At 68.5% G+C, this 17,957-nt stretch carries 17 protein-coding genes; all 17 read right to left on the bottom strand.

Going from position 1 to position 17,957, the window contains the following annotated elements; translation table 11 throughout:
• Window positions 1–103 precede the first annotated feature (103 nt).
• The 17 genes from metK to ABD210_RS19705 all read right to left on the bottom strand — a co-directional run bounded on the left by metK (window position 104) and on the right by ABD210_RS19705 (window position 17,867).
• Window positions 104–1,297 (bottom strand): methionine adenosyltransferase, encoded by a 1,194-nt coding sequence (gene metK / locus ABD210_RS19785; protein WP_344113236.1) that lies wholly within the window; start codon window positions 1,295–1,297, stop codon window positions 104–106.
• 198 nt (window positions 1,298–1,495) lie between these two features.
• Complete coding sequence (locus ABD210_RS19780) at window positions 1,496–1,819, bottom strand: winged helix-turn-helix transcriptional regulator (protein ID WP_344113235.1); 324 nt, start codon at window positions 1,817–1,819, stop codon at window positions 1,496–1,498.
• Window positions 1,820–1,936: 117 nt separating this feature from the next.
• Window positions 1,937–3,085 carry a winged helix DNA-binding domain-containing protein gene (locus ABD210_RS19775; protein WP_344113233.1) on the bottom strand — a complete coding sequence of 383 codons (1,149 nt, stop codon included), beginning with the start codon at window positions 3,083–3,085 and terminating at the stop codon, window positions 1,937–1,939.
• A 60-nt stretch (window positions 3,086–3,145) separates the two neighbouring features.
• Window positions 3,146–4,402, bottom strand: coding sequence for a bifunctional phosphopantothenoylcysteine decarboxylase/phosphopantothenate--cysteine ligase CoaBC (gene coaBC, locus ABD210_RS19770; RefSeq protein WP_344113232.1), 1,257 nt, complete (start codon window positions 4,400–4,402; stop codon window positions 3,146–3,148).
• A 10-nt stretch (window positions 4,403–4,412) separates the two neighbouring features.
• Complete coding sequence (rpoZ, locus tag ABD210_RS19765; protein WP_112238107.1) at window positions 4,413–4,718, bottom strand: DNA-directed RNA polymerase subunit omega; 306 nt, start codon at window positions 4,716–4,718, stop codon at window positions 4,413–4,415.
• Window positions 4,719–4,720: 2 nt separating this feature from the next.
• Window positions 4,721–5,278: a guanylate kinase gene (gmk, locus tag ABD210_RS19760; RefSeq protein ID WP_344114126.1), complete on the bottom strand. Its 558-nt coding sequence runs from the start codon at window positions 5,276–5,278 to the stop codon at window positions 4,721–4,723.
• 233 nt (window positions 5,279–5,511) lie between these two features.
• Window positions 5,512–5,826 carry an integration host factor, actinobacterial type gene (gene mihF / locus ABD210_RS19755; protein WP_344113230.1) on the bottom strand — a complete coding sequence of 105 codons (315 nt, stop codon included), beginning with the start codon at window positions 5,824–5,826 and terminating at the stop codon, window positions 5,512–5,514.
• A gap of 59 nt (window positions 5,827–5,885) precedes the next feature.
• Window positions 5,886–6,257: a hypothetical protein gene (locus ABD210_RS19750; protein WP_344113228.1), complete on the bottom strand. Its 372-nt coding sequence runs from the start codon at window positions 6,255–6,257 to the stop codon at window positions 5,886–5,888.
• Window positions 6,258–6,641: 384 nt separating this feature from the next.
• On the bottom strand, window positions 6,642–7,010 hold the full coding sequence (locus tag ABD210_RS19745; RefSeq protein WP_344113227.1) for a hypothetical protein: 369 nt from the start codon (window positions 7,008–7,010) through the stop codon (window positions 6,642–6,644).
• Between the two features lie 299 nt (window positions 7,011–7,309).
• Window positions 7,310–8,143, bottom strand: a complete 834-nt coding sequence (locus ABD210_RS19740; RefSeq protein ID WP_344113226.1) for an alpha/beta fold hydrolase — start codon at window positions 8,141–8,143, stop codon at window positions 7,310–7,312.
• A 365-nt stretch (window positions 8,144–8,508) separates the two neighbouring features.
• Complete coding sequence (pyrF, locus tag ABD210_RS19735; RefSeq protein ID WP_344113225.1) at window positions 8,509–9,366, bottom strand: orotidine-5'-phosphate decarboxylase; 858 nt, start codon at window positions 9,364–9,366, stop codon at window positions 8,509–8,511.
• Between the two features lie 31 nt (window positions 9,367–9,397).
• Window positions 9,398–10,498, bottom strand: a complete 1,101-nt coding sequence (locus ABD210_RS19730; RefSeq protein ID WP_344113224.1) for a quinone-dependent dihydroorotate dehydrogenase — start codon at window positions 10,496–10,498, stop codon at window positions 9,398–9,400.
• A gap of 5 nt (window positions 10,499–10,503) precedes the next feature.
• The gene (carB, locus tag ABD210_RS19725; protein ID WP_344113223.1) at window positions 10,504–13,905 is read right to left on the bottom strand and encodes a carbamoyl-phosphate synthase large subunit; all 3,402 of its coding nucleotides are present in this window, start codon (window positions 13,903–13,905) and stop codon (window positions 10,504–10,506) included.
• A complete protein-coding gene (gene carA, locus ABD210_RS19720) occupies window positions 13,905–15,053 on the bottom strand; it encodes a glutamine-hydrolyzing carbamoyl-phosphate synthase small subunit (RefSeq protein WP_344113221.1) in 1,149 nt (382 codons plus the stop codon). Before carA ends, carB begins: the two co-directional genes overlap by 1 nt.
• Window positions 15,050–15,541: a PH-like domain-containing protein gene (locus ABD210_RS19715; protein ID WP_344113220.1), complete on the bottom strand. Its 492-nt coding sequence runs from the start codon at window positions 15,539–15,541 to the stop codon at window positions 15,050–15,052. The genes carA and ABD210_RS19715 overlap by 4 nt, the downstream gene beginning before the upstream one ends.
• A complete protein-coding gene (locus tag ABD210_RS19710; protein ID WP_344113218.1) occupies window positions 15,538–16,830 on the bottom strand; it encodes a dihydroorotase in 1,293 nt (430 codons plus the stop codon). Before ABD210_RS19710 ends, ABD210_RS19715 begins: the two co-directional genes overlap by 4 nt.
• Window positions 16,827–17,867 carry an aspartate carbamoyltransferase catalytic subunit gene (locus ABD210_RS19705; RefSeq protein ID WP_344114124.1) on the bottom strand — a complete coding sequence of 347 codons (1,041 nt, stop codon included), beginning with the start codon at window positions 17,865–17,867 and terminating at the stop codon, window positions 16,827–16,829. Before ABD210_RS19705 ends, ABD210_RS19710 begins: the two co-directional genes overlap by 4 nt.
• Between the last annotated feature and the right edge of the window lie 90 nt (window positions 17,868–17,957).

Raw genomic sequence — 17,957 nt, 5'->3', positions numbered from 1 at the left:
CGAGCCTCCGGCCGCTACCCATTCCGGCCCACGGGCACCGATTTTGGCTTCAAAGCGCAACTGCCCGCGACCACGAGGGGCGCGGGCAGTTGCGGTGCGAGACCTACTTGGCGACGGCGGCCTTCAGGGCCTCGACGCGGTCGGTGCGCTCCCAGGTGAAGTCCTCGCCGGTGCGGCCGAAGTGGCCGTTCTTGGCGGTCTGGGCGTAGATCGGGCGAAGCAGGTCGAGGTCGCGGATGATCGCGGCCGGGCGCAGGTCGAAGACCTCCAGCACCGCGTCGCTGATCTTCCCCACCGGCACGGTCTCGGTGCCGAACGTGTCGACGTAGAAGCCGACCGGCGCGGCCTTGCCGATCGCGTACGCGACCTGGCACTCGGCGCGAGCGGCGAGGCCCGCGGCGACGATGTTCTTGGCGACCCAGCGCATCGCGTACGCCGCCGAACGGTCCACCTTCGACGGGTCCTTGCCGGAGAACGCGCCGCCACCGTGACGCGCCATGCCGCCGTAGGTGTCGATGATGATCTTGCGGCCGGTCACGCCGGCGTCGCCCATCGGGCCACCGATCTCGAAGCGGCCGGTCGGGTTCACCAGCAGCTTGTAGTCGGTCGAGTCGATGTCGAACTGCTCGAGGATCGGGTCGACGACGTGCTTCTTCACATCCGGCGTCAGCATCGAGTCCAGGCTGATGTCGGCAGCGTGCTGGCTGGACACGACGACGGTGTCGACGCGGACAGCCTGGTCGCCGTCGTACTCGACCGTGACCTGGGTCTTGCCGTCCGGACGCAGGTAGGCCATCGTGCCGTCCTTGCGCACCTCGGACAGCCGCTCGGACAACCGGTGCGCGATGGTGATCGGCAGCGGCATCAACTCGGGGGTCTCGTTCGTCGCGTAGCCGAACATCAGGCCCTGGTCGCCGGCACCCTGCAGGTCCAGTGCGTCCACCGACGCGTCGGCGCGGGTCTCATAGGCGGTGTTGACGCCCTGCGCGATATCGGGCGACTGGCTGCCGATCGCGACCTGGACGCCACACGACGCACCATCGAAGCCCTTCAGCGACGAGTCGTAACCGATCTCGAGGATGCGGTTCCGGACGATCCCCGGAATGTCCACGTACGCCTTGGTGGTGACCTCGCCGGCCACGACCACCAGACCGGTCGTAACGAGGGTTTCCACCGCGACGCGGCTCTTCGGGTCCTCGGCCAGCAGGGCATCGAGGATGGAGTCACTGATCTGGTCAGCGATCTTGTCCGGATGACCTTCTGTCACGGACTCGGACGTGAATAGGCGCCGTGCCACGGTTCTCCCTCAGGTTTCTGGTTCGGCCACACGACGGGGAATCCCACCCCGCCCTCGCATGCTCCTGGGAAGTATGCCAGCACTTCGGGCTACGGTCAGCGCGACGGCGCCGAACCGCCCACATGGCGGGATGTCCGGCTCACATTGTGAACACCGCCGCCTGGCGAGCCAGGTTAGGCTTCGCTCTGCTGCGGCAGCCTAGGTCTGGGCAGCCCAGCGTTCGGACCAGGCCTGCAGGGGTTTGAGCGCTCGCTGCAGGTCTCGCCCCAGCGCGGTCAGATCGTGCGCCTTCGCTTCGTCCTGCCAGATCAGGCCGGCCTCGCGGAGTTCCCCGAGCCGGGTATTCAGAACGGTCGGCGAAACATCGTCGCATCGCTGTTGCAGGGCACGGAATCCGACCGGCCCGCCGCGGAGTTCCCAGAGGATCCGCAGAGCCCACCGTCGCCCGAGCAGGTCGAACGCGGCCAGCATCGGCCGCCCGGTCTGCGATCCGCGAGCCGGCCGCGCTGGTACCGGAGTCATTCGCACTCCCAATGCGTCTTCGACAGTTGCGATACTGAATTAGTAGCGGCACACCCGGCTGCTGCCGATGCTATGAAAACCGTAGCACTGAGTGCCGGGAGGCCGTGGTTGAAATCGTCAGGCGTGCCCGCCGACGGTGACTTCGCCGATCGTAAGCGCGGGTGTCGCGTCGAGGATCTCGCCGAGGCGGCTCACCTGGTCGTCGAGATCGCGGAGGTCGGCGGCCCTCAATCGACGGAGGGGTTCGACTGTGACCTGCAGCTTGCGGCCGGCTCGTCGCTGATGCCAGACGCCGGCGACGAGCCCGTCGACCAGCAGGACGGGATAGTTCCCGGCCTGTCCCCCGGCCAACGCCCGCGTCCACGCCTTGCCAGGGAAGAGCAGTTCGCGCGGATGGCTGCCGACGGCGTACGCGTCGAAGTACGGCAGTAGTCGTACGCCGCTGGCTCGTTCCTTCGGCAGCTCACTGTCTCCGTCGACAAGCCACGCCGGCTTGCCGTCGAGCTCGACCTCCCGCAGCTCCGGCGTTGCCGCGAACAACTTCGCGATGACTGCCGGTGAGGTAGCCAGCCACTTCGCGAATTGCTGGGGCGTTGCGGGGCCGTAGGCGTGGAGAAACCGCCGGAGAATCTCAGAGAGCGCTTCCTCGCCGTTCTCGGGTTCGAACGGCGTGAACCGCTGCGGGTTGGAATAGGTGGCCTTGCGCCCGCGATTCGGCCCGTAGCAGAGGACTCCGGCCTGCGCGGCTGTCCCGATCGCCTGACGCCACCGCGGCCAGAACTCCTGGAACGCGGGCATCACCAGATCCCCCGCCCACGAGCCGGCCCGGGCGACGACCTGCTCACTGAGCTCGTCGATCGTCAGCTCATCCTCGGAGAGCGCCGCCCCGATAGCCTCGATCACCTGGTCGGTCTGGTTGTGCGTCATCCGCATCGATTCCGGCCGCGCCGAACCAGATCTCGGCAGCGCCGAGAAGGCAGCGGTCCACAGCGGCAGATCCTCCGCTGGCAAGAGATGCACGGTGCCGCGCGGGCCGAATGTCTTCACCAGGGTCCGGTCGTCCCAGAGTGCTCGCTGAATATCCACTCGGGTCGCGCTCTCGAGCCGCAGCGCCACGGAAACCTCAGCAGCCGACAACACCTGCGCATGCGCCCCACACATAGCCCGTACTACGTCCGCCGGGCTGCTCGCCGCTGGAGTGGTCAGGTGATGCCGAGCCATCCGCCGCGAAACCACCGACTCCCAGCCGACCTCCGTAGTACCCATACCCGAGAGGCTAGGTCCAGAAGAGGACAGCTACTGACCGCTGCCTGACCCGTCGGCGGATTAGTGCCAGTGGGTGGCGACCAGGTTCCAGATGACGCCGGCTAGGGCGTCCTTGCTGCCGGAGGGGACGTGCAGGGCGCCACCGTCGCGGTCGAGGATGACGGCCTCGTTGTTGTCGCTGCCGAACACCTTGCCTCCGGACACGTCGTTCACGACCAGCAGGTCGCAGCCTTTGCGCTCGAGCTTCGTCCGGGCCAGCTCGATCACGCTGTGCTCGGCGTCACCGGTCTCGGCGGCGAACCCGACGATCACCTGGTCCGTGCGCTGCCGATCGTGCGAGATGGTCGCGAGGATGTCCGGGTTCTGCACCAGGCTGACCGCCGGCACTGATCCGTCGGCGGTCTTCTTGATCTTGTGCTCCGCGACATCGGCCGGCCGGAAGTCGGCCGGAGCAGCCGCCATCACGATCGCATCGGCATCAGCCGCGCGCCCGGTGATCTCGTCGTACAGGTCGCGGGTGCTGGTGACCGGGACGACCTGGACGCCCGCGGGATCGGGCAACTCGGAGTTCGCCGCGACGAGGGTGACCTTGGCGCCGCGTGCGGCCGCGATCCGGGCGAGCGCGTAGCCCTGCTTGCCGGACGAGGAATTGCCCAGGTATCGCACCGGGTCGAGGTGCTCGCGGGTGCCGCCGGCGCTGACCAGGATGTGCTTACCGGTCAGATCGGCGACGGACTGGCCGGCGGCCCGGGCGGTCTCGTCGGCGAGCATCAGCTGGCTGATCGCGAAGATCTCGGCGGGCTCCGGAAGTCGGCCGCGACCCGTGTCGGCGCCGGTCAGCCGTCCGACGGCCGGATCGAGCACCGTGATGCCGCGTGAACGCAGGGTCGCCACGTTGGCTTGCGTCGCGGGGTGCTCCCACATCTCGGTGTGCATCGCCGCCGCGAAGAGAATCGGGCAGCGCGCTGTCAGCAAGGTGTTGGTGAGCAGGTCGTCCGCCAGGCCGTGGGCCGCCTTGGCGATCAGGTTCGCGGTGGCGGGCGCGACCACGACGAGGTCGGCGCCCTTACCGATCCGGACGTGCGGAACCTCGTGCACGTCGTCGAACGGGTCGGCCGTGACCGGCTGGCCCGAGAGCGCCGCCCAGGTGGCCGCGCCGACGAACTCGAGCGCGGCCGCGGTGGGCACCACCCGGACCCGGTGACCGGACTCGGTCAACCGGCGCAGCAAATCGCACACCTTGTACGCCGCGATGCCGCCGCCGACACCGAGCACCACCGAGGGCCGCGGCTTGGACTCGTCCCCGGTCGCTGTCATCGACAGGTGATTACTCGGACTTCTCCGCAGCGGCTGCGGCTTCCGCCTCGGCCTCCGGGTCGATGTCCGTGCAGGTCAGGACGCCCTCGTTGATCTCGCGCATGGCGATCGAGAGGGGCTTCTCCTGGACGTGGGTCTCGACGAGCGGACCGACGTACTCGAGCAGGCCCTCGCCCAGCTGGGAGTAGTACGCGTTGATCTGCCGAGCCCGCTTGGCGGAGTACAGCACCAGCTTGTACTTCGAGTCGGTGCGGGTGAGCAGGTCGTCGATCGGCGGGGAGGTGATGCCGATGGCGACGGGCTGGTTGCCAGACAAGTTCAGCTCTTTCCAGAGGAGGGTGATTGAATCAACTTTACCAACTGATCGGCCGCCTCCCGAACGGAGGCGTTCACGATCGTGACGTCGAACTCCTTCTCGGCCGCCAGCTCAAGAGTAGCCGTCTGGAGCCTGCGCTCCCGCTCCTCGGCCGTTTCGGTGCCCCGCCCGACCAGCCGGCGGACCAGCTCGTCCCAGCTCGGGGGCGCCAGGAAGACGAAATGCGCCTCCGGCATCCTCTCGCGGACCTGACGCGCGCCCTGCAGGTCGATCTCCAGGAGCGCCGGACGGCCCTCGGCGAGCTTGTCCAGCACCGGCTGCCGCGGCGTACCGTACCGGGCTGCCTTGTGCACGACGGCCCACTCCAGCAACTCGTCGTCGGCGATCATCCGGTCGAACTCCTCGTCCGACACGAACAGGTAGTGAACTCCGTGCTCCTCACCAGGCCGTGCCTTGCGAGTGGTCGCGGAGACCGAGATCCAGATGTCGGGGAAGCGCTCTCTGATGTCCGCGGCCACGGTGCCCTTACCGACCGCGGTCGGCCCGGCCAGCACAGTCAACCGCGCCCCGCCCGTACTGCGGCCTGCTGCGCTCCCGTCGCCCTTGGCGGCGTCACTGGCATCACCCTGCGCCGGGCTGTTGCCGCTGGCGTGGGCCGGTTTGCTGCCGTCCGTCGGCGAGGGAATGCCGTGGATCTCGGCTGTTTCCTGGCCCGAAGCGTTCCCCGTGTCCGAATTCATCTTCAGCTCACCTGTGTCCAGCGTGCCCGGCAGCAGCTCCGTCGCCATCAGTTTCACTCGGCGAATTCGCGCTCGAGCGCGGCGATCTGGTTCGTCCCCAGCCCGCGCACCCGGCGGGTCTCGGAGATCCCGGCCCGCTCCATGATCTGCTGAGCCCGCACCTTGCCGACACCGGGGATGCACTGCAGCAGCGCGGTCACCCGCATCTTGCCGATCACGTCGTTGGTCTGCCCCTCGTGGAGCACCTCCGTCGGAGACGCCCCCGAGTGCCGGATCCGGTTCTTGATCTCCGCACGCTCACGCCGCGCCGCCGCGGCCTTGTCCAGAGCCGCCGCACGCTGCTCCGGGGTCAAAGAAGGAAGTGGCACCGTTTCACCTGTCCCGTTTTGTGGCTTCGCCGCTGAACCTAACACGCGACAGGACAGCCTCAGTTCAGCTCAGGGACATCGACCTTGCACGAGTCTTTCGCGTGCGTCGCGATCGCCTTGTACGCCGTGGTCACGGAGCCGGTCTCCTTGCTCAGCCGGGCCAGCTGGACGCGGTCCGTGCCGGCCTTCTGGGCCTTCTCGGCGAACGTCACGATCGCGGCCCAGTCGTCCTTCACCTCCGTCGGCGCGCTGTCCTGCAGCTTCTTCGCGTCCTCGAGGATCTTCACGTAGTCGGCCGGGTTCTGCGGGTCCACGTTCACCGCGGACGCGGCGTACCCGGCGAGGTCCACGCAGTACGCCTGCTCGTCCGTGCAAGCGGTCAGGCCGGCGGCCGCGACGATCATCGTGGCGGTCATCACTACAGTGCGCATCTGGTTCTCGTCCTCGGGGTTCGGGAGTCGTCCTGGGGATGTTGGCGACGACGCTACCGGCCGTGACCAACCCAACAGCAAACCGCCCCTTTCACACTGCCCGGGCCAGTCGGGCGCCGATGCCGGCCAGCTCGCACACGCCGGCGCCGAGGCCCGTCCTCGGGACACGCCGGGACGCGTCCTCGGGAGACGCCGGGGCCCGTCCTCGGGAGACGCCGGGGCCCGTCCTCGGGAGACGCCGGGGCCCGTCCTCGGGAGACGTCGGCGTCGACCGCCGGTCCTCGGACACGCCGACGGCGGCGACCCGTCGTCGGGACACAGCGACGGCGCCCGGTACTGGGGACGCCGCCGCCACTCGCATTGTCGCTGGTGCCTTCGACGGGGTCAGGAACCGATGGTGACCTTGCAGGTGTCCTTGGCCTGCTTGGCGATCGCCGTGGAGGCCGCCGCGATCTTCTCGCCGTCGTTCTTGGCCAGCTCCGCCAGCTTGCTCTGGTCGCCGTTGGCTGCTTTGGCCTTGTCCGCGTAGTCCAGCACGATCTTCCAGTCGTCCTTCAGGTCGTCCGGCGCCGACTTGGACAGCTTCTTGGCCTCGCCGCGCATCCTGTCGACCGCTGCGGAGTCCTTGATGTCGAGGTTCTTGACCGCCTCGGCATAGTTCTGCAGCTCAGTGCAGTAGCTGCCGCCCGAGCACGCCGTCAACATGCCGACGCTCATTGTCAGTACCGCCGCGAGGGCCGCAACCTTACGCAATTCCGTTCCTAACTTCCGCGGGAAGACCGTCTCTCCCCGTCACCGCAACACTTCCGGACCCTGGGGGCCAATCCCGTCCCCGACACACCGTGACAACCCCCTCACTCCACCCCAGGAGCCACCACTGCCCCAACTGCGTCCCGCCCGACAGCTTCTGATCACCTCAGGGTCGTCGGGCAGCGGACGCCCAGCACTGACCAACGACCGCCCGGCTCCGGGCGTCACGCTCACCAGACCCTCAGACGACCAACCAAGCGGCCCTTGGTGAGTGCCGGCGGTCCGCCCGGATCCGCTGGGGACTACTTCCAGGTCAGTAGGACGTGGAGGGCGGCGGCGAACTCGGCTGGGCTGACGCCACCGCCGCCGTGGTCGCCGGGGAGGATCCCAAGGGGTTGATCGAGGGAGTCCGCCAGCGCCTCCGCAGTACGGGCTGCGATCTCCCCGTCCGTGGTTGCGGCCCGGGCTACGACGACACGGGTCGAGGTTCCGCGCAGGGCGTCCAGGTCCGGCACGTAGCCGACGATCGCTCTGAACATGTGCCCGAAGAACAGGTCGAGATTCGGCACCATCCGCGCCAGCAGTGCCTCCAGCTCCGGCGGCACCTGCCCTGACTCGTCCTGCCCGTCAGCGCTCGGCACGATCCCCGTGTCGCTGATGAAGCGCTGGAAGGCGGCGACCGCGCCGGCTTCCCGATAGACGGCGAGCAGGGCCTCACCGAATACCCGCTGTTCTTCACGATCGGGCAGCAGTTCGGTCAGCGGCGGCTCGTGAGCCAGGAGAGCCTTCACCCGGCCCGGAAAGAGCGTCACCAGTTCGAGCCCGGTGATCGCTCCCCCGCTGTTCCCGTACACATAGGCCGGCTCCGGCCCGAACTCGTACAGCAACCGCCGCGCATCATCAGCCTGTTCTGCGACCGTCACGTCTTCGTCCGGGTTGTCCCGCGTGCTTTCGCTCAGCCCCCGCGGGTCATAGGTGACGACCGAGTACTCCGCCGCCAACTCCTCCGCGAGCGGTCCGAACATGCTCCCGTCAGCCGGCCCACCGGGGATGATCAGCAGGACCGGCCCCCGCCCCCGCACCTCGTAGTGCAACTTCGCCCCGGGCACGTCCAGGTATCGGCTCTCCACGCTCATCAGGCACCTCCGCCTCCAGGCCGCGCCGTCGCGACCAATCAGCCCAGACGTCGGAGCCCCAACGATCCCCTCGACATCGCACCCACGGAAGACCGGGGAGCCCTCAGAGAAGATCCATCTCGCCCTGGAGCAGGAAGCACACGCGGCGCGGCCAGAAACCGTGCCCTCGGACAACAAGTCGGCACCTCGGACAAGCAATTACCTGTCCCAGCTCCCCAAAGGGTGTCCGAGGTCCCCAGAGGGTGTCCCAGCTCCCCACAGGGTGTCCGAGGGCCCCACAGGGTGTCCGAGGTGCCCAAAAGAGTGTCCGAGCTCCCCAAGCGCGACCGGCGTTCGGCGGGGGCTCGACTGCCGGGTCCGCGGGCCTAGTAGCCGAGGACGGTGCGGAAGGCGTCGTTGGTGCGGGCGGCGGCGTCGCGGAGTGCGGTGGGGGTTGGACCGGCGGCGAGGATCTCGCGGGAGCTCGAGGGGACGACGTTGTGTACCGCGGAGCCGAAGACCGCTGCGAGGCTCTCCGGGGTGGCACCCTGGGCTCCGAGGCCGGGAGCGAGGAGTGGGCCTCGGATGTCGAGGTTCTCGTCGGTGCGCGCGATTGTGGCGCCTACGACTGCTCCGAACGAGCCGAGGTCGTCTGCGTCGGCGTTGAGTTCGCGCAGACCGTCGAGGACGGCACCTGCCACGGTCGGGCCAGCCGCCGTACGGGCGGACTGGAACTGCGGGCCCTCCGGGTTCGACGTGAGGGCGAGGACGAACAGGCCGGCGCCGGATTCGCGCGCCGCGTCGATTGCGGGCTGGAGGGAGCCGAAGCCGAGGTACGGGCTCACGGTCAACGCGTCACAGGCGAGCGGCGCCTTCTCGGCGAGGTATGCGGAGGCATAGCCGGACATGGTCGAGCCGATGTCGCCGCGCTTCGCGTCGATGATCACGAGCGCGCCGGCCTCGCGGAGGCGGATCGTCGCCTGCTCCAGTACTGCGATGCCTGCCGAGCCGAAGCGCTCGAAGAAAGCGGACTGCGGCTTGAACACGGCCACGCGATCGGCCAGTGCGTCGACCACGCCATAGGTGAACGACGCGAGACCCTCCGGGTCGTCCGGTAGGCCCCACGCCTCCAGCAGATGTGCGTGCGGGTCGATCCCGACGCACAGTGGACCACGCTCGGTCATGGCGGCACGAAGACGGACGCCGAACGGCTGGTTGCTCATAGGGAGATCACGCTCTCTCATCAGATGTGTCCTCGGGTCTGTCCGGCGAGGCTCATCGGAGATGTCCTCGGGGCTGGTGGGTCAGCAGGCGGTTGGTGCGGCGGACCAGGCCGGGGCCGCGGAAGATCAGGCCGGTGTAGAGCTGCACGAGGCTCGCACCGGCGTCGAAAAGGCGGGCGGCGTCGGACGGATCGAGGATCCCACCGACGCCGATGATGGGAAGCGCTCCCTGGGTTTCCGCGTGGATGTGCGCGACGGTCTTGGCGGAGATCTCGGTCAACGGCCGGCCCGACAAGCCACCCGCCTCACTCGCCGAACCCTGGTCTGACGCGGCGAGTCCCGACCGCCCGATCGTGGTGTTGGTCGCGATGATCCCCGCGACGCCCACATCGGTGCAGACCCCGAGCAGCTCGTCGATCGCCGACTCGGTGAGATCCGGCGCGATCTTCACCAGGATCGGCTTCGGCCCGGCGGCCGGGGACACGCTCGGCCCAGACGACGACCCCCGGGACATCAGAGACGACGCTTCGGCGTGGAGGGCGGTGAGGAGTTCTCGAAGGTGGCCCGAGTCCTGGAGAGAACGCAGTCCCGGAGTGTTCGGGGAACTCACGTTGACCGCGAAGTAGTCGCCATAGCGGTAGAGCCGCCGCAGTGAGGTGACATAGTCCTCGACGGCGTCCTCGAGCGGAGTCACCTTCGACTTGCCGATCGAGATACCCAGCGGATACCCGAGATCGCCGTATCCCTCGAGCCGCTCGGCCAGTGCTTGCGAGCCGAGGTTGTTGAAGCCCATCCGGTTGATCACGGCTTCGCTCTCGACCAGGCGGAACAACCGCGGCCTGGGATTCCCGGGCTGCGCATGCGCCGTCACCGTGCCGACCTCGACGTACCCGAAACCGAGCGCTCGCCAGGCGGGCAGGGCGATGCCGTTCTTGTCCATCCCGGCCGCCAGTCCGACCGGGCTCGGGAAACGTACTCCGAAGACCGTTCGGGCCAGGCCGGTCGGCAGAGAACCGTAAGAACGCGAGAGAGCGCTCACTGCGCCGGGAACGCGGCTCAGCCGTCGCAGCCCGTGCAGCGTCTGCTCGTGCGCGACCTCCGCGTCCCCCTTGCCCAGCCGGTAGAGCACCGGCCTGACCACCCGCCGATACATCCCGTTCAGCCCTCCACGGCGTCGGAAGGAGCACCCGCGACCGCGCCTGCGGCGCCACCCTCCACCGAGCCGGCGGCGGCACCCTCAACGGCGTCGGGCACGCCGCGGATTCGGGACGTCCAGTCCTGCAGAGAGCGCACTCCGATGTCTCCGGCTCGCTGTGCCTCGATGCCCTGTACGGCGGCCGCCAGCCCCTGCACCGTCGTGATGCAAGGGATGTTCCGCGCCACCGCGGCGCTCCGGATCTCATACCCGTCGATCCGCGGCGACCCGCCCTGGGTGACCCCGATCGGCGTGTTGACGATCAGGTTCAACTCGCCGTCCTGGACCATCTGCACGATCGTGGGCTCACCGTTCGGCCCGGGGCCCTGGCTGCTCTTGCGGACCGTGGTCGACTCGACCCCGTTCCGGCGCAGCACATCGGCCGTGCCCTCGGTGGCGTAGATCTCGAAGCCGAGATCCGCAAGCCGCTTCACCGGGAAGATCATGTGCCGCTTGTCCCGATTGGCGACCGACACGAACACCTTGCCGGATGCCGGCAACGGTTGCGATGCACCCGCCTGCGACTTCGCGAACGCAGTACCGAAGTTGTCGTCGATGCCCATCACCTCACCGGTCGACCGCATCTCCGGCCCGAGGATCGTGTCCACCGACGACCCGTCGATCGTCCGGAACCGGTTGAAGGGCATCACCGCTTCCTTCACCGCGATCGGCGTCGAGGCAGGCAAGGTCCCGCCGTCGCCCGAAGCCGGCAGCATCCCCTCGGCGCGCAGTTCCGCGATCGAGGCACCGAGCATGACCCGAGCGGCAGCCTTGGCCAAGGGAGTCGCGGTCGCCTTGGAGACGAACGGCACCGTTCGTGACGCGCGGGGGTTCGCCTCCAGCACGTACAACACATCTCCGGCGAGCGCGTACTGCACGTTCAGCAGCCCCCGCACACCCACACCACGAGCGATCGCCTCGGTCGACTCGCGGATCTTCTGGATGTCGGCGTTGCCGAGCGTGATCGGCGGCAGGGCGCAGGACGAGTCGCCCGAATGCACGCCGGCCTCCTCGATGTGCTCCATCACGCCGCCCAGGAACAACTCCGTGCCGTCGAACAGCCCGTCCACGTCGATCTCGACCGCGTCGTCCAGGAACCTGTCGATGAGCACCGGGTGCTCCCAGTTCGCGGCCAGCGCGTCGCCGCTCAACCGCCGAAGCGCGGCCGTGAGTTCGGCCTCGCTGTAGACGATCTCCATACCGCGACCACCCAGCACGTACGACGGCCGCACGAGCACCGGGAACCCGAGCTCCGCGGCGATCAACTGTGCCTCGTCGAACGACATCGCCGTACCGTGCTTCGGCGCGGGCAGCCCGGCGTCGGACAGCACCTTGCCGAAGGCACCGCGCTCCTCAGCCAGGTGAATCGCCTCAGGCGAAGTACCGACGATCGGCACCCCCGCGTCGGCGAGACGTTGCGCCAGGCCGAGCGGCGTCTGACCACCAAGTTGCACGATCACCCCGGCGACAGGGCCGGCCTGCAGCTCGGCGTACACGATCTCGAGCACGTCCTCGCAGGTGAGCGGCTCGAAGTACAGGCGGTCCGAGGTGTCGTAGTCGGTGGAGACCGTTTCCGGGTTGCAGTTCACCATCACCGTGCAATAGCCGGCGTCGCGCAGCGCCATCGACGCGTGCACGCAGGAGTAGTCGAACTCGATCCCCTGCCCGATCCGGTTCGGCCCCGAGCCGAGGATCAGCACGGCCGGCTCGGTCCGCAGAGCCACCTCGGTCTCTTCGTCGTACGACGAGTAGTGGTACGGCGTGGTGGCCGCGAACTCGGCAGCGCAGGTGTCCACCGTCTTGAAGACCGGGCGGATCCCCAGTGCCTGCCGGACGCCGCGGACGACGTCCTCGGCCAGTCCGCGGATCTCGGCCAGCTGGAGATCGGAGAAACCGTGACGCTTGGCGAGCTTCAGGATCTCCGGAGTCAGCCGGGGCGCCGCCGCGACCTGCCCAGCGGTTTCGTGGATCAGGTACAGCTGGTCCACGAACCACGGGTCGATCCGGGTGGCCTCGAAGATCTGCTCCGGACAAGCCCCCGCGCGGATCGCGTCCATGATCGTCCGCAGCCGTCCGTCGTGCGGCGTCTTGATTGCCTCCAGCAACGACTCCAGGTCGGTCGAAGGCGGTCCGGCCCAGGAGAACCGCGCCTCTGGCTTCTCCAACGAACGCAGCGCCTTCTGCAGGGCCTCGGTGTAGTTGCGGCCGATCGCCATCGCCTCGCCCACGCTCTTCATGTGCGTGGTGAGGGTGGCGTCGGCGGCCGGGAACTTCTCGAACGCGAACCGCGGCACCTTCACCACGACGTAGTCCAGCGTCGGCTCGAAGCTCGCCGGGGTCTGCTTGGTGATGTCGTTCGGGATCTCGTCCAGCGTGTAGCCGATGGCGACCTTCGCCGCGATCTTCGCGATCGGGAAGCCGGTCGCCTTCGACGCCAGCGCGGACGAGCGGGACACCCGCGGGTTCATCTCGATCACGATCAGCCGGCCGTCGGCCGGGTCCACCGCGAACTGGATGTTGCAGCCGCCGGTGTCGACGCCGACCTCGCGGATGATGCCGATGGCAAGATCCCGCATCACCTGGTACTCGCGGTCGGTCAGCGTCATCGCCGGCGCGACTGTGACGGAGTCGCCGGTGTGCACGCCCATCGGGTCGACGTTCTCGATCGAGCAGATGATCACGACGTTGTCCGCCTTGTCGCGCATCACCTCCAGCTCGTACTCCTTCCAGCCCAGGATGGACTCCTCGATCAGGACCTCCGTGGTCGGGCTGGCGACCAGTCCGGCGCCCGCGATCCGCTGCAGGTCCGCCTCGTTGTACGCCATCCCGGAGCCGACGCCGCCCATCGTGAACGACGGCCGGACGACCAGCGGGAAGCCGAGCTCGCCGGCCGCCGCGAGCACGTCGTCGAGGGTGTGGCAGACCACCGAGCGGGCGACCTCGGCGCCCAGCTTCTCCACGATCGCCTTGAACGACTCGCGGTTCTCGCCGCGCTGGATCGCGTCCACCGAGGCGCCGATCAGCTCTACGCCGTACTTGTCCAGCACGCCGTTCTCGTGGAGAGCGATTGCTGCGTTCAGGGCGGTCTGTCCGCCCAGGGTGGCGAGCAGGGCGTTGGGACGCTCCTTCTCGATCACCTTCTCGACGAACTCAGGGGTGATCGGCTCGACGTAGGTCGCGTCCGCGAACTCCGGGTCCGTCATGATCGTGGCCGGGTTCGAGTTCACCAGGATGACCCGGAAACCCTCTTCCTTGAGCACCCGGCACGCCTGGGTGCCGGAGTAGTCGAACTCACAGGCCTGGCCGATCACGATCGGGCCGGAGCCGATCACCAGCACCGAGTCGATATCTGTACGACGTGGCATCAGCTGCCGGCCCTTTCTGATGACGCGGCCATCAGGTCTACGAAGCGGTCGAACAAGTAGGCGGAGTCATGCGGACCCGCGGCCGCCTCGGGGTGGTACTGCACGGAAAACGCCAGTACCCGTCCGTCCTGGCCGGTCAACCTGAGTCCCTCGACCACGTTGTCGTTGAGCGACACGTGACTGACCTCGGCGGTCCCGTACGGCGTCTCGACCTTCTCCTCTATCGGTGCATCGACGGCGAAGCCGTGGTTCTGCGAGGTGATCTCCACCTTGCCGGTGGCCCGGTCGAGCACCGGCTGGTTGATGCCGCGGTGTCCGTACTTCAGCTTGAACGTGCCCAGCCCCAACGCCCGGCCGAAGACCTGGTTGCCGAAGCAGATCCCGAAGTACGGCTTGTTCTGCGCCAGCAGAGCCTTCAGGAGTTCGGTCGGGTGCTCGGTGGTCTCCGGGTCACCCGGTCCGTTGCTCATGAAGATGCCGTCGGGGTTGTGCGCGAGCACCTCCTCCAGCGTTGCCGTGGCGGGGAGCACGTGCACCTCGATCCCGCGCTCGGACATCCGCTTGGGCGTCATCGACTTGATCCCCAGGTCGAGCGCGACCACGGTGAACCTGCGTTCCCCCTCGGCCGGTACGACGTATGCCTCGGGCGCGGTGACCTCGGCGGCCAGGTCGGCGCCGGCCATCGGCGGCTGCTCCAGCACCTTCTTCAGCAGTTGCTCGGCGTCGAGGATCTCGGTGGAGATCCCGGCCCGCATCGCGCCGCGCTCGCGCAGGTGCCGGGTCAGGGCGCGGGTGTCGATGCCGGAGATGCCGACGATGCCCTGTCCCTTCAGCTGATCGTCGAGAGAGCGCTTCGCCCGCCAGTTGGAGGGAACTCGCGCGGGGTCGCGGACGACGTACCCGGCGACCCAGATCTTCTGGGACTCGTCGTCCTCGTCGTTCACGCCGGTGTTGCCGATGTGCGGCGCGGTCTGGGTGACGATCTGCCGGTGGTACGACGGGTCGGTCAGCGTCTCCTGGTAGCCGGTCATCCCGGTGGTGAACACCGCCTCACCGAAGGTCTCACCGGTCGCCCCGTACGACGTACCGGCGAAGGCGCGGCCGTCCTCGAGGACCAGCAGCGCCGGTTTAAGGGCAGCCTGGCTCATTGCTCGGCTCCGATCAGGGTCGAGATGGAATCGGTCAAGGTGGCGGAATCGGCCTTGCGGCGCGGGCGGAACCCCGTGTCGAGCTCGTGGCCGTCGTGGTTCCAGGTGACCACCACCAGCCCGGACGCCTCGGCGGTCACCTTGCCGGCGATCCCCCGGTCGGTCCGTACGCCGGTCAGGTGGTCGGCGGGGATGAAGACATCCGCGGCACCTTGCCGGTGGAAGATCAGGCCGGCCTCGCTGACGGCCAGGTCCGCGTTACTACGGACTCCGAGTTCGTGCACGGCGATGCGGTCCATCCAGTCGCCTGCGGTGGTGGTCGCGACGTACACGCCCTCGGTTCTGGTGCCCTTGGCATCGGTCGGCACGGACGGCAGCGGGGCGAGGCCGGACTGCCGCGCCTGGCGGTTGCGCCAGCCGCGATACATCGCGAACCAGCCCGCCCCGATCACCACCAGCGTGGCGAGGATGCCCAGAACTGTCCTCACTTGGTCAGCTTCCCGTCGAGCACGGTCGGCGTACCGCGCAGGAAGGTCGCCACGACGCGACCAGGCAGCGTCATCCCGTCGAACGGCGTGTTGCGCGACAGCGACGCCGTCTCACTCGGTACGACGGTGCGCTGGGCGGCCGGGTCGATCAGGGTCACGTTCGCCGGTGATCCGACCTCGAGCGGCTGCCCGTGGTCGCCGACCTGGCCGATCGCGGCCGGGCGGTAGCTCAGCCGGTCGGCGAGATCCGCCCAGCTCATCAGCCCGGTGTCGATCATCGCGTGCTGGACCACCGAAACAGCGGTCTCCAGCCCGGTCATCCCGAACGCGGCCGCGCTCCACTCGCAGTCCTTGTCCTCCACCGGGTGCGGCGCGTGATCGGTGGCGACGATGTCGATCGTGCCGTCGGCCAGACCTTCACGGACCGCCTCGACGTCCTCCTTGGTCCGCAGCGGCGGGTTCACCTTGTAGACCGGGTTGTACGACGCGGCGAGGTCCTCGGTCAGCAGCAGGTGGTGCGGAGTGACCTCGGCGGTGACCTCGAGGCCGCGCTTCTTCGCCAGGCGGACGATCTCCACCGAGCCCTTGGTGGACAGGTGGCAGATGTGCAGCTTGGAACCGACGTGCGCGTTGAGCAGGATGTCGCGGGCGATGATCGACTCCTCGGCGACACTCGGCCAGCCGGTCAGGCCGAGAACGCCGGAGAGCGCTCCCTCGTTCATCTGCGCGCCCTGGGTGAGGCGGGGCTCCTGCGCGTGCTGCGCGACCACGCCGCCGAAGGCCTTCACGTACTCCAGCGCGCGGCGCATCAGCGCGGCGTCCCAGACGCACTGCCCGTCGTCCGAGAACACGCGGACGCGGGCAGCCGAGTCGGCCATCGCGCCCAGCTCGGCGAGCTGCGTGCCCTTCAGCCCGACGGTGACAGCGCCGATCGGGAACACGTCGCAGTACCCGCCCTCGCGACCGAGCCGCCAGACCTGCTCGACCACGCCGGCGGTGTCGGCGACCGGGTCGGTATTGGCCATCGCGTGGACCGCTGTGAAGCCGCCCATCGCGGCGGCCCGCGTGCCGGTCAGCACCGTCTCGGCGTCCTCACGGCCCGGCTCGCGCAGGTGCGTGTGCAGATCGACCAGGCCGGGGAGCGCGATCAGACCGCTCCCGTCGATGATCTCGACGTCCTCGGGCCGGTCGAGGTCGTTGCCGATGGCGACGATCTCGCCGCCGTCGATCAGCAGGTCCGCCACCTCAGCGCCGACGATGCTCGCTCCGGTGATCAGGTACGCGGTCATGCGGTGGTCTCCTCGGTCGGGTTCGTGGTCTCGCTGCTCGGGCTGTCGCTGCTCGTGGTGTCAGTGCTGGGGCTGTCTGTGCTCGTGGTGTCAGTGCTGGTGGTGTCAGTGCTCGTGGTGTCGCTACTTCCGGAGAGCAGCAGGTAGAGGACGGCCATCCGGATCGCGACGCCGTTGGTGACCTGTTCGACGATCACCGAGCGGGTCGAGTCGGCCACGTCGGCGCTGATCTCCATGCCGCGGTTCATCGGCCCCGGATGCAGCACGATCGCCTCGTCGGGCAGTTGCGCCATCCGGTGCACGTCCAGCCCGTAACGCCGGGTGTACTCGCGGGCGCTCGGGAAGAAGGCGTCGTTCATCCGCTCCCGCTGAACCCGCAGCATCATCACCGCATCGCTCTTCGGCAACGCCGCATCCAGGTCGTACGACGTGTTGCACGGCCAGGCGGACATGTCGACGGGCAGCAGCGTGGGTGGTGCCACCACGGTGACCTCCGCGCCGAGCGTGGACAGCAGCAGCACGTTCGACCTGGCCACCCGGCTGTGCAGGACATCGCCGACGATCGTGATCCGGCGTCCGTCGAGCGAACCGAGGTGGCGTCGCATCGTGAAGGCGTCGAGCAGGGCCTGGGTCGGGTGCTCGTGAGTCCCGTCGCCGGCGTTCACGACCGAGCCGGTCATCCAGCCCGAGGTCGCGAGCAGGTGCGGCGCGCCGGAGGAGCCGTGGCGGCAGACGACCCCGTCCGCGCCCATGGCCTGGAGCGTGAGAGCGGTGTCCTTGAGGCTCTCCCCCTTGCTCACACTCGAGCCCTTGGCGGAGAAGTTGATGACGTCGGCCGACAGTCGCTTGGCCGCGGCCTCGAACGAGATCCGGGTCCGGGTGGAGTCCTCGAAGAAGAGGTTCACCACCGTGCGGCCACGCAGTGCCGGCAGCTTCTTGATCGGGCGGTCCGCCAGCGAGCGCATCTCCTCGGCGGTGTCCAGGATCAGGTTGGCTTCATCGAGGCTGAGGTCGCCCGCGCTCAGCAGATGGCGCATCACGCGGTCGCTCCCGTCTTGCCGGAACCGGCCGAACTCTTGTCGGTGCCCAGCTTGTCGGTGCCGGCCTTGTCGATGCCCAGCTTGTCG

The sequence above is a fragment of the Kribbella alba genome, assembly GCF_039529635.1.
Taxonomy (GTDB): Bacteria; Actinomycetota; Actinomycetes; order Propionibacteriales; family Kribbellaceae; genus Kribbella; species Kribbella alba.
The sequence above is the reverse complement of the archived record's forward strand: the minus strand, read 5'-3'. Positions and strand labels throughout refer to the sequence as shown.

What these genes read in the sequence shown, in the direction of transcription:
- carB (WP_344113223.1), bottom strand. Translation starts at nt 13,905, where the DNA reads ATGCCACGTCGTACAGATATCGACTCGGTGCTGGTGATCGGCTCCGGC.
- carA (WP_344113221.1), bottom strand. Translation starts at nt 15,053, where the DNA reads ATGAGCCAGGCTGCCCTTAAACCGGCGCTGCTGGTCCTCGAGGACGGC.
- ABD210_RS19775 (WP_344113233.1), bottom strand. Translation starts at nt 3,085, where the DNA reads ATGGGTACTACGGAGGTCGGCTGGGAGTCGGTGGTTTCGCGGCGGATG.
- ABD210_RS19740 (WP_344113226.1), bottom strand. Translation starts at nt 8,143, where the DNA reads ATGAGCGTGGAGAGCCGATACCTGGACGTGCCCGGGGCGAAGTTGCAC.
- ABD210_RS19750 (WP_344113228.1), bottom strand. Translation starts at nt 6,257, where the DNA reads ATGCGCACTGTAGTGATGACCGCCACGATGATCGTCGCGGCCGCCGGC.
- ABD210_RS19730 (WP_344113224.1), bottom strand. Translation starts at nt 10,498, where the DNA reads ATGTATCGGCGGGTGGTCAGGCCGGTGCTCTACCGGCTGGGCAAGGGG.
- ABD210_RS19780 (WP_344113235.1), bottom strand. Translation starts at nt 1,819, where the DNA reads ATGACTCCGGTACCAGCGCGGCCGGCTCGCGGATCGCAGACCGGGCGG.
- ABD210_RS19710 (WP_344113218.1), bottom strand. Translation starts at nt 16,830, where the DNA reads ATGACCGCGTACCTGATCACCGGAGCGAGCATCGTCGGCGCTGAGGTG.
- ABD210_RS19705 (WP_344114124.1), bottom strand. Translation starts at nt 17,867, where the DNA reads ATGCGCCATCTGCTGAGCGCGGGCGACCTCAGCCTCGATGAAGCCAAC.
- pyrF (WP_344113225.1), bottom strand. Translation starts at nt 9,366, where the DNA reads ATGAGAGAGCGTGATCTCCCTATGAGCAACCAGCCGTTCGGCGTCCGT.
- coaBC (WP_344113232.1), bottom strand. Translation starts at nt 4,402, where the DNA reads ATGACAGCGACCGGGGACGAGTCCAAGCCGCGGCCCTCGGTGGTGCTC.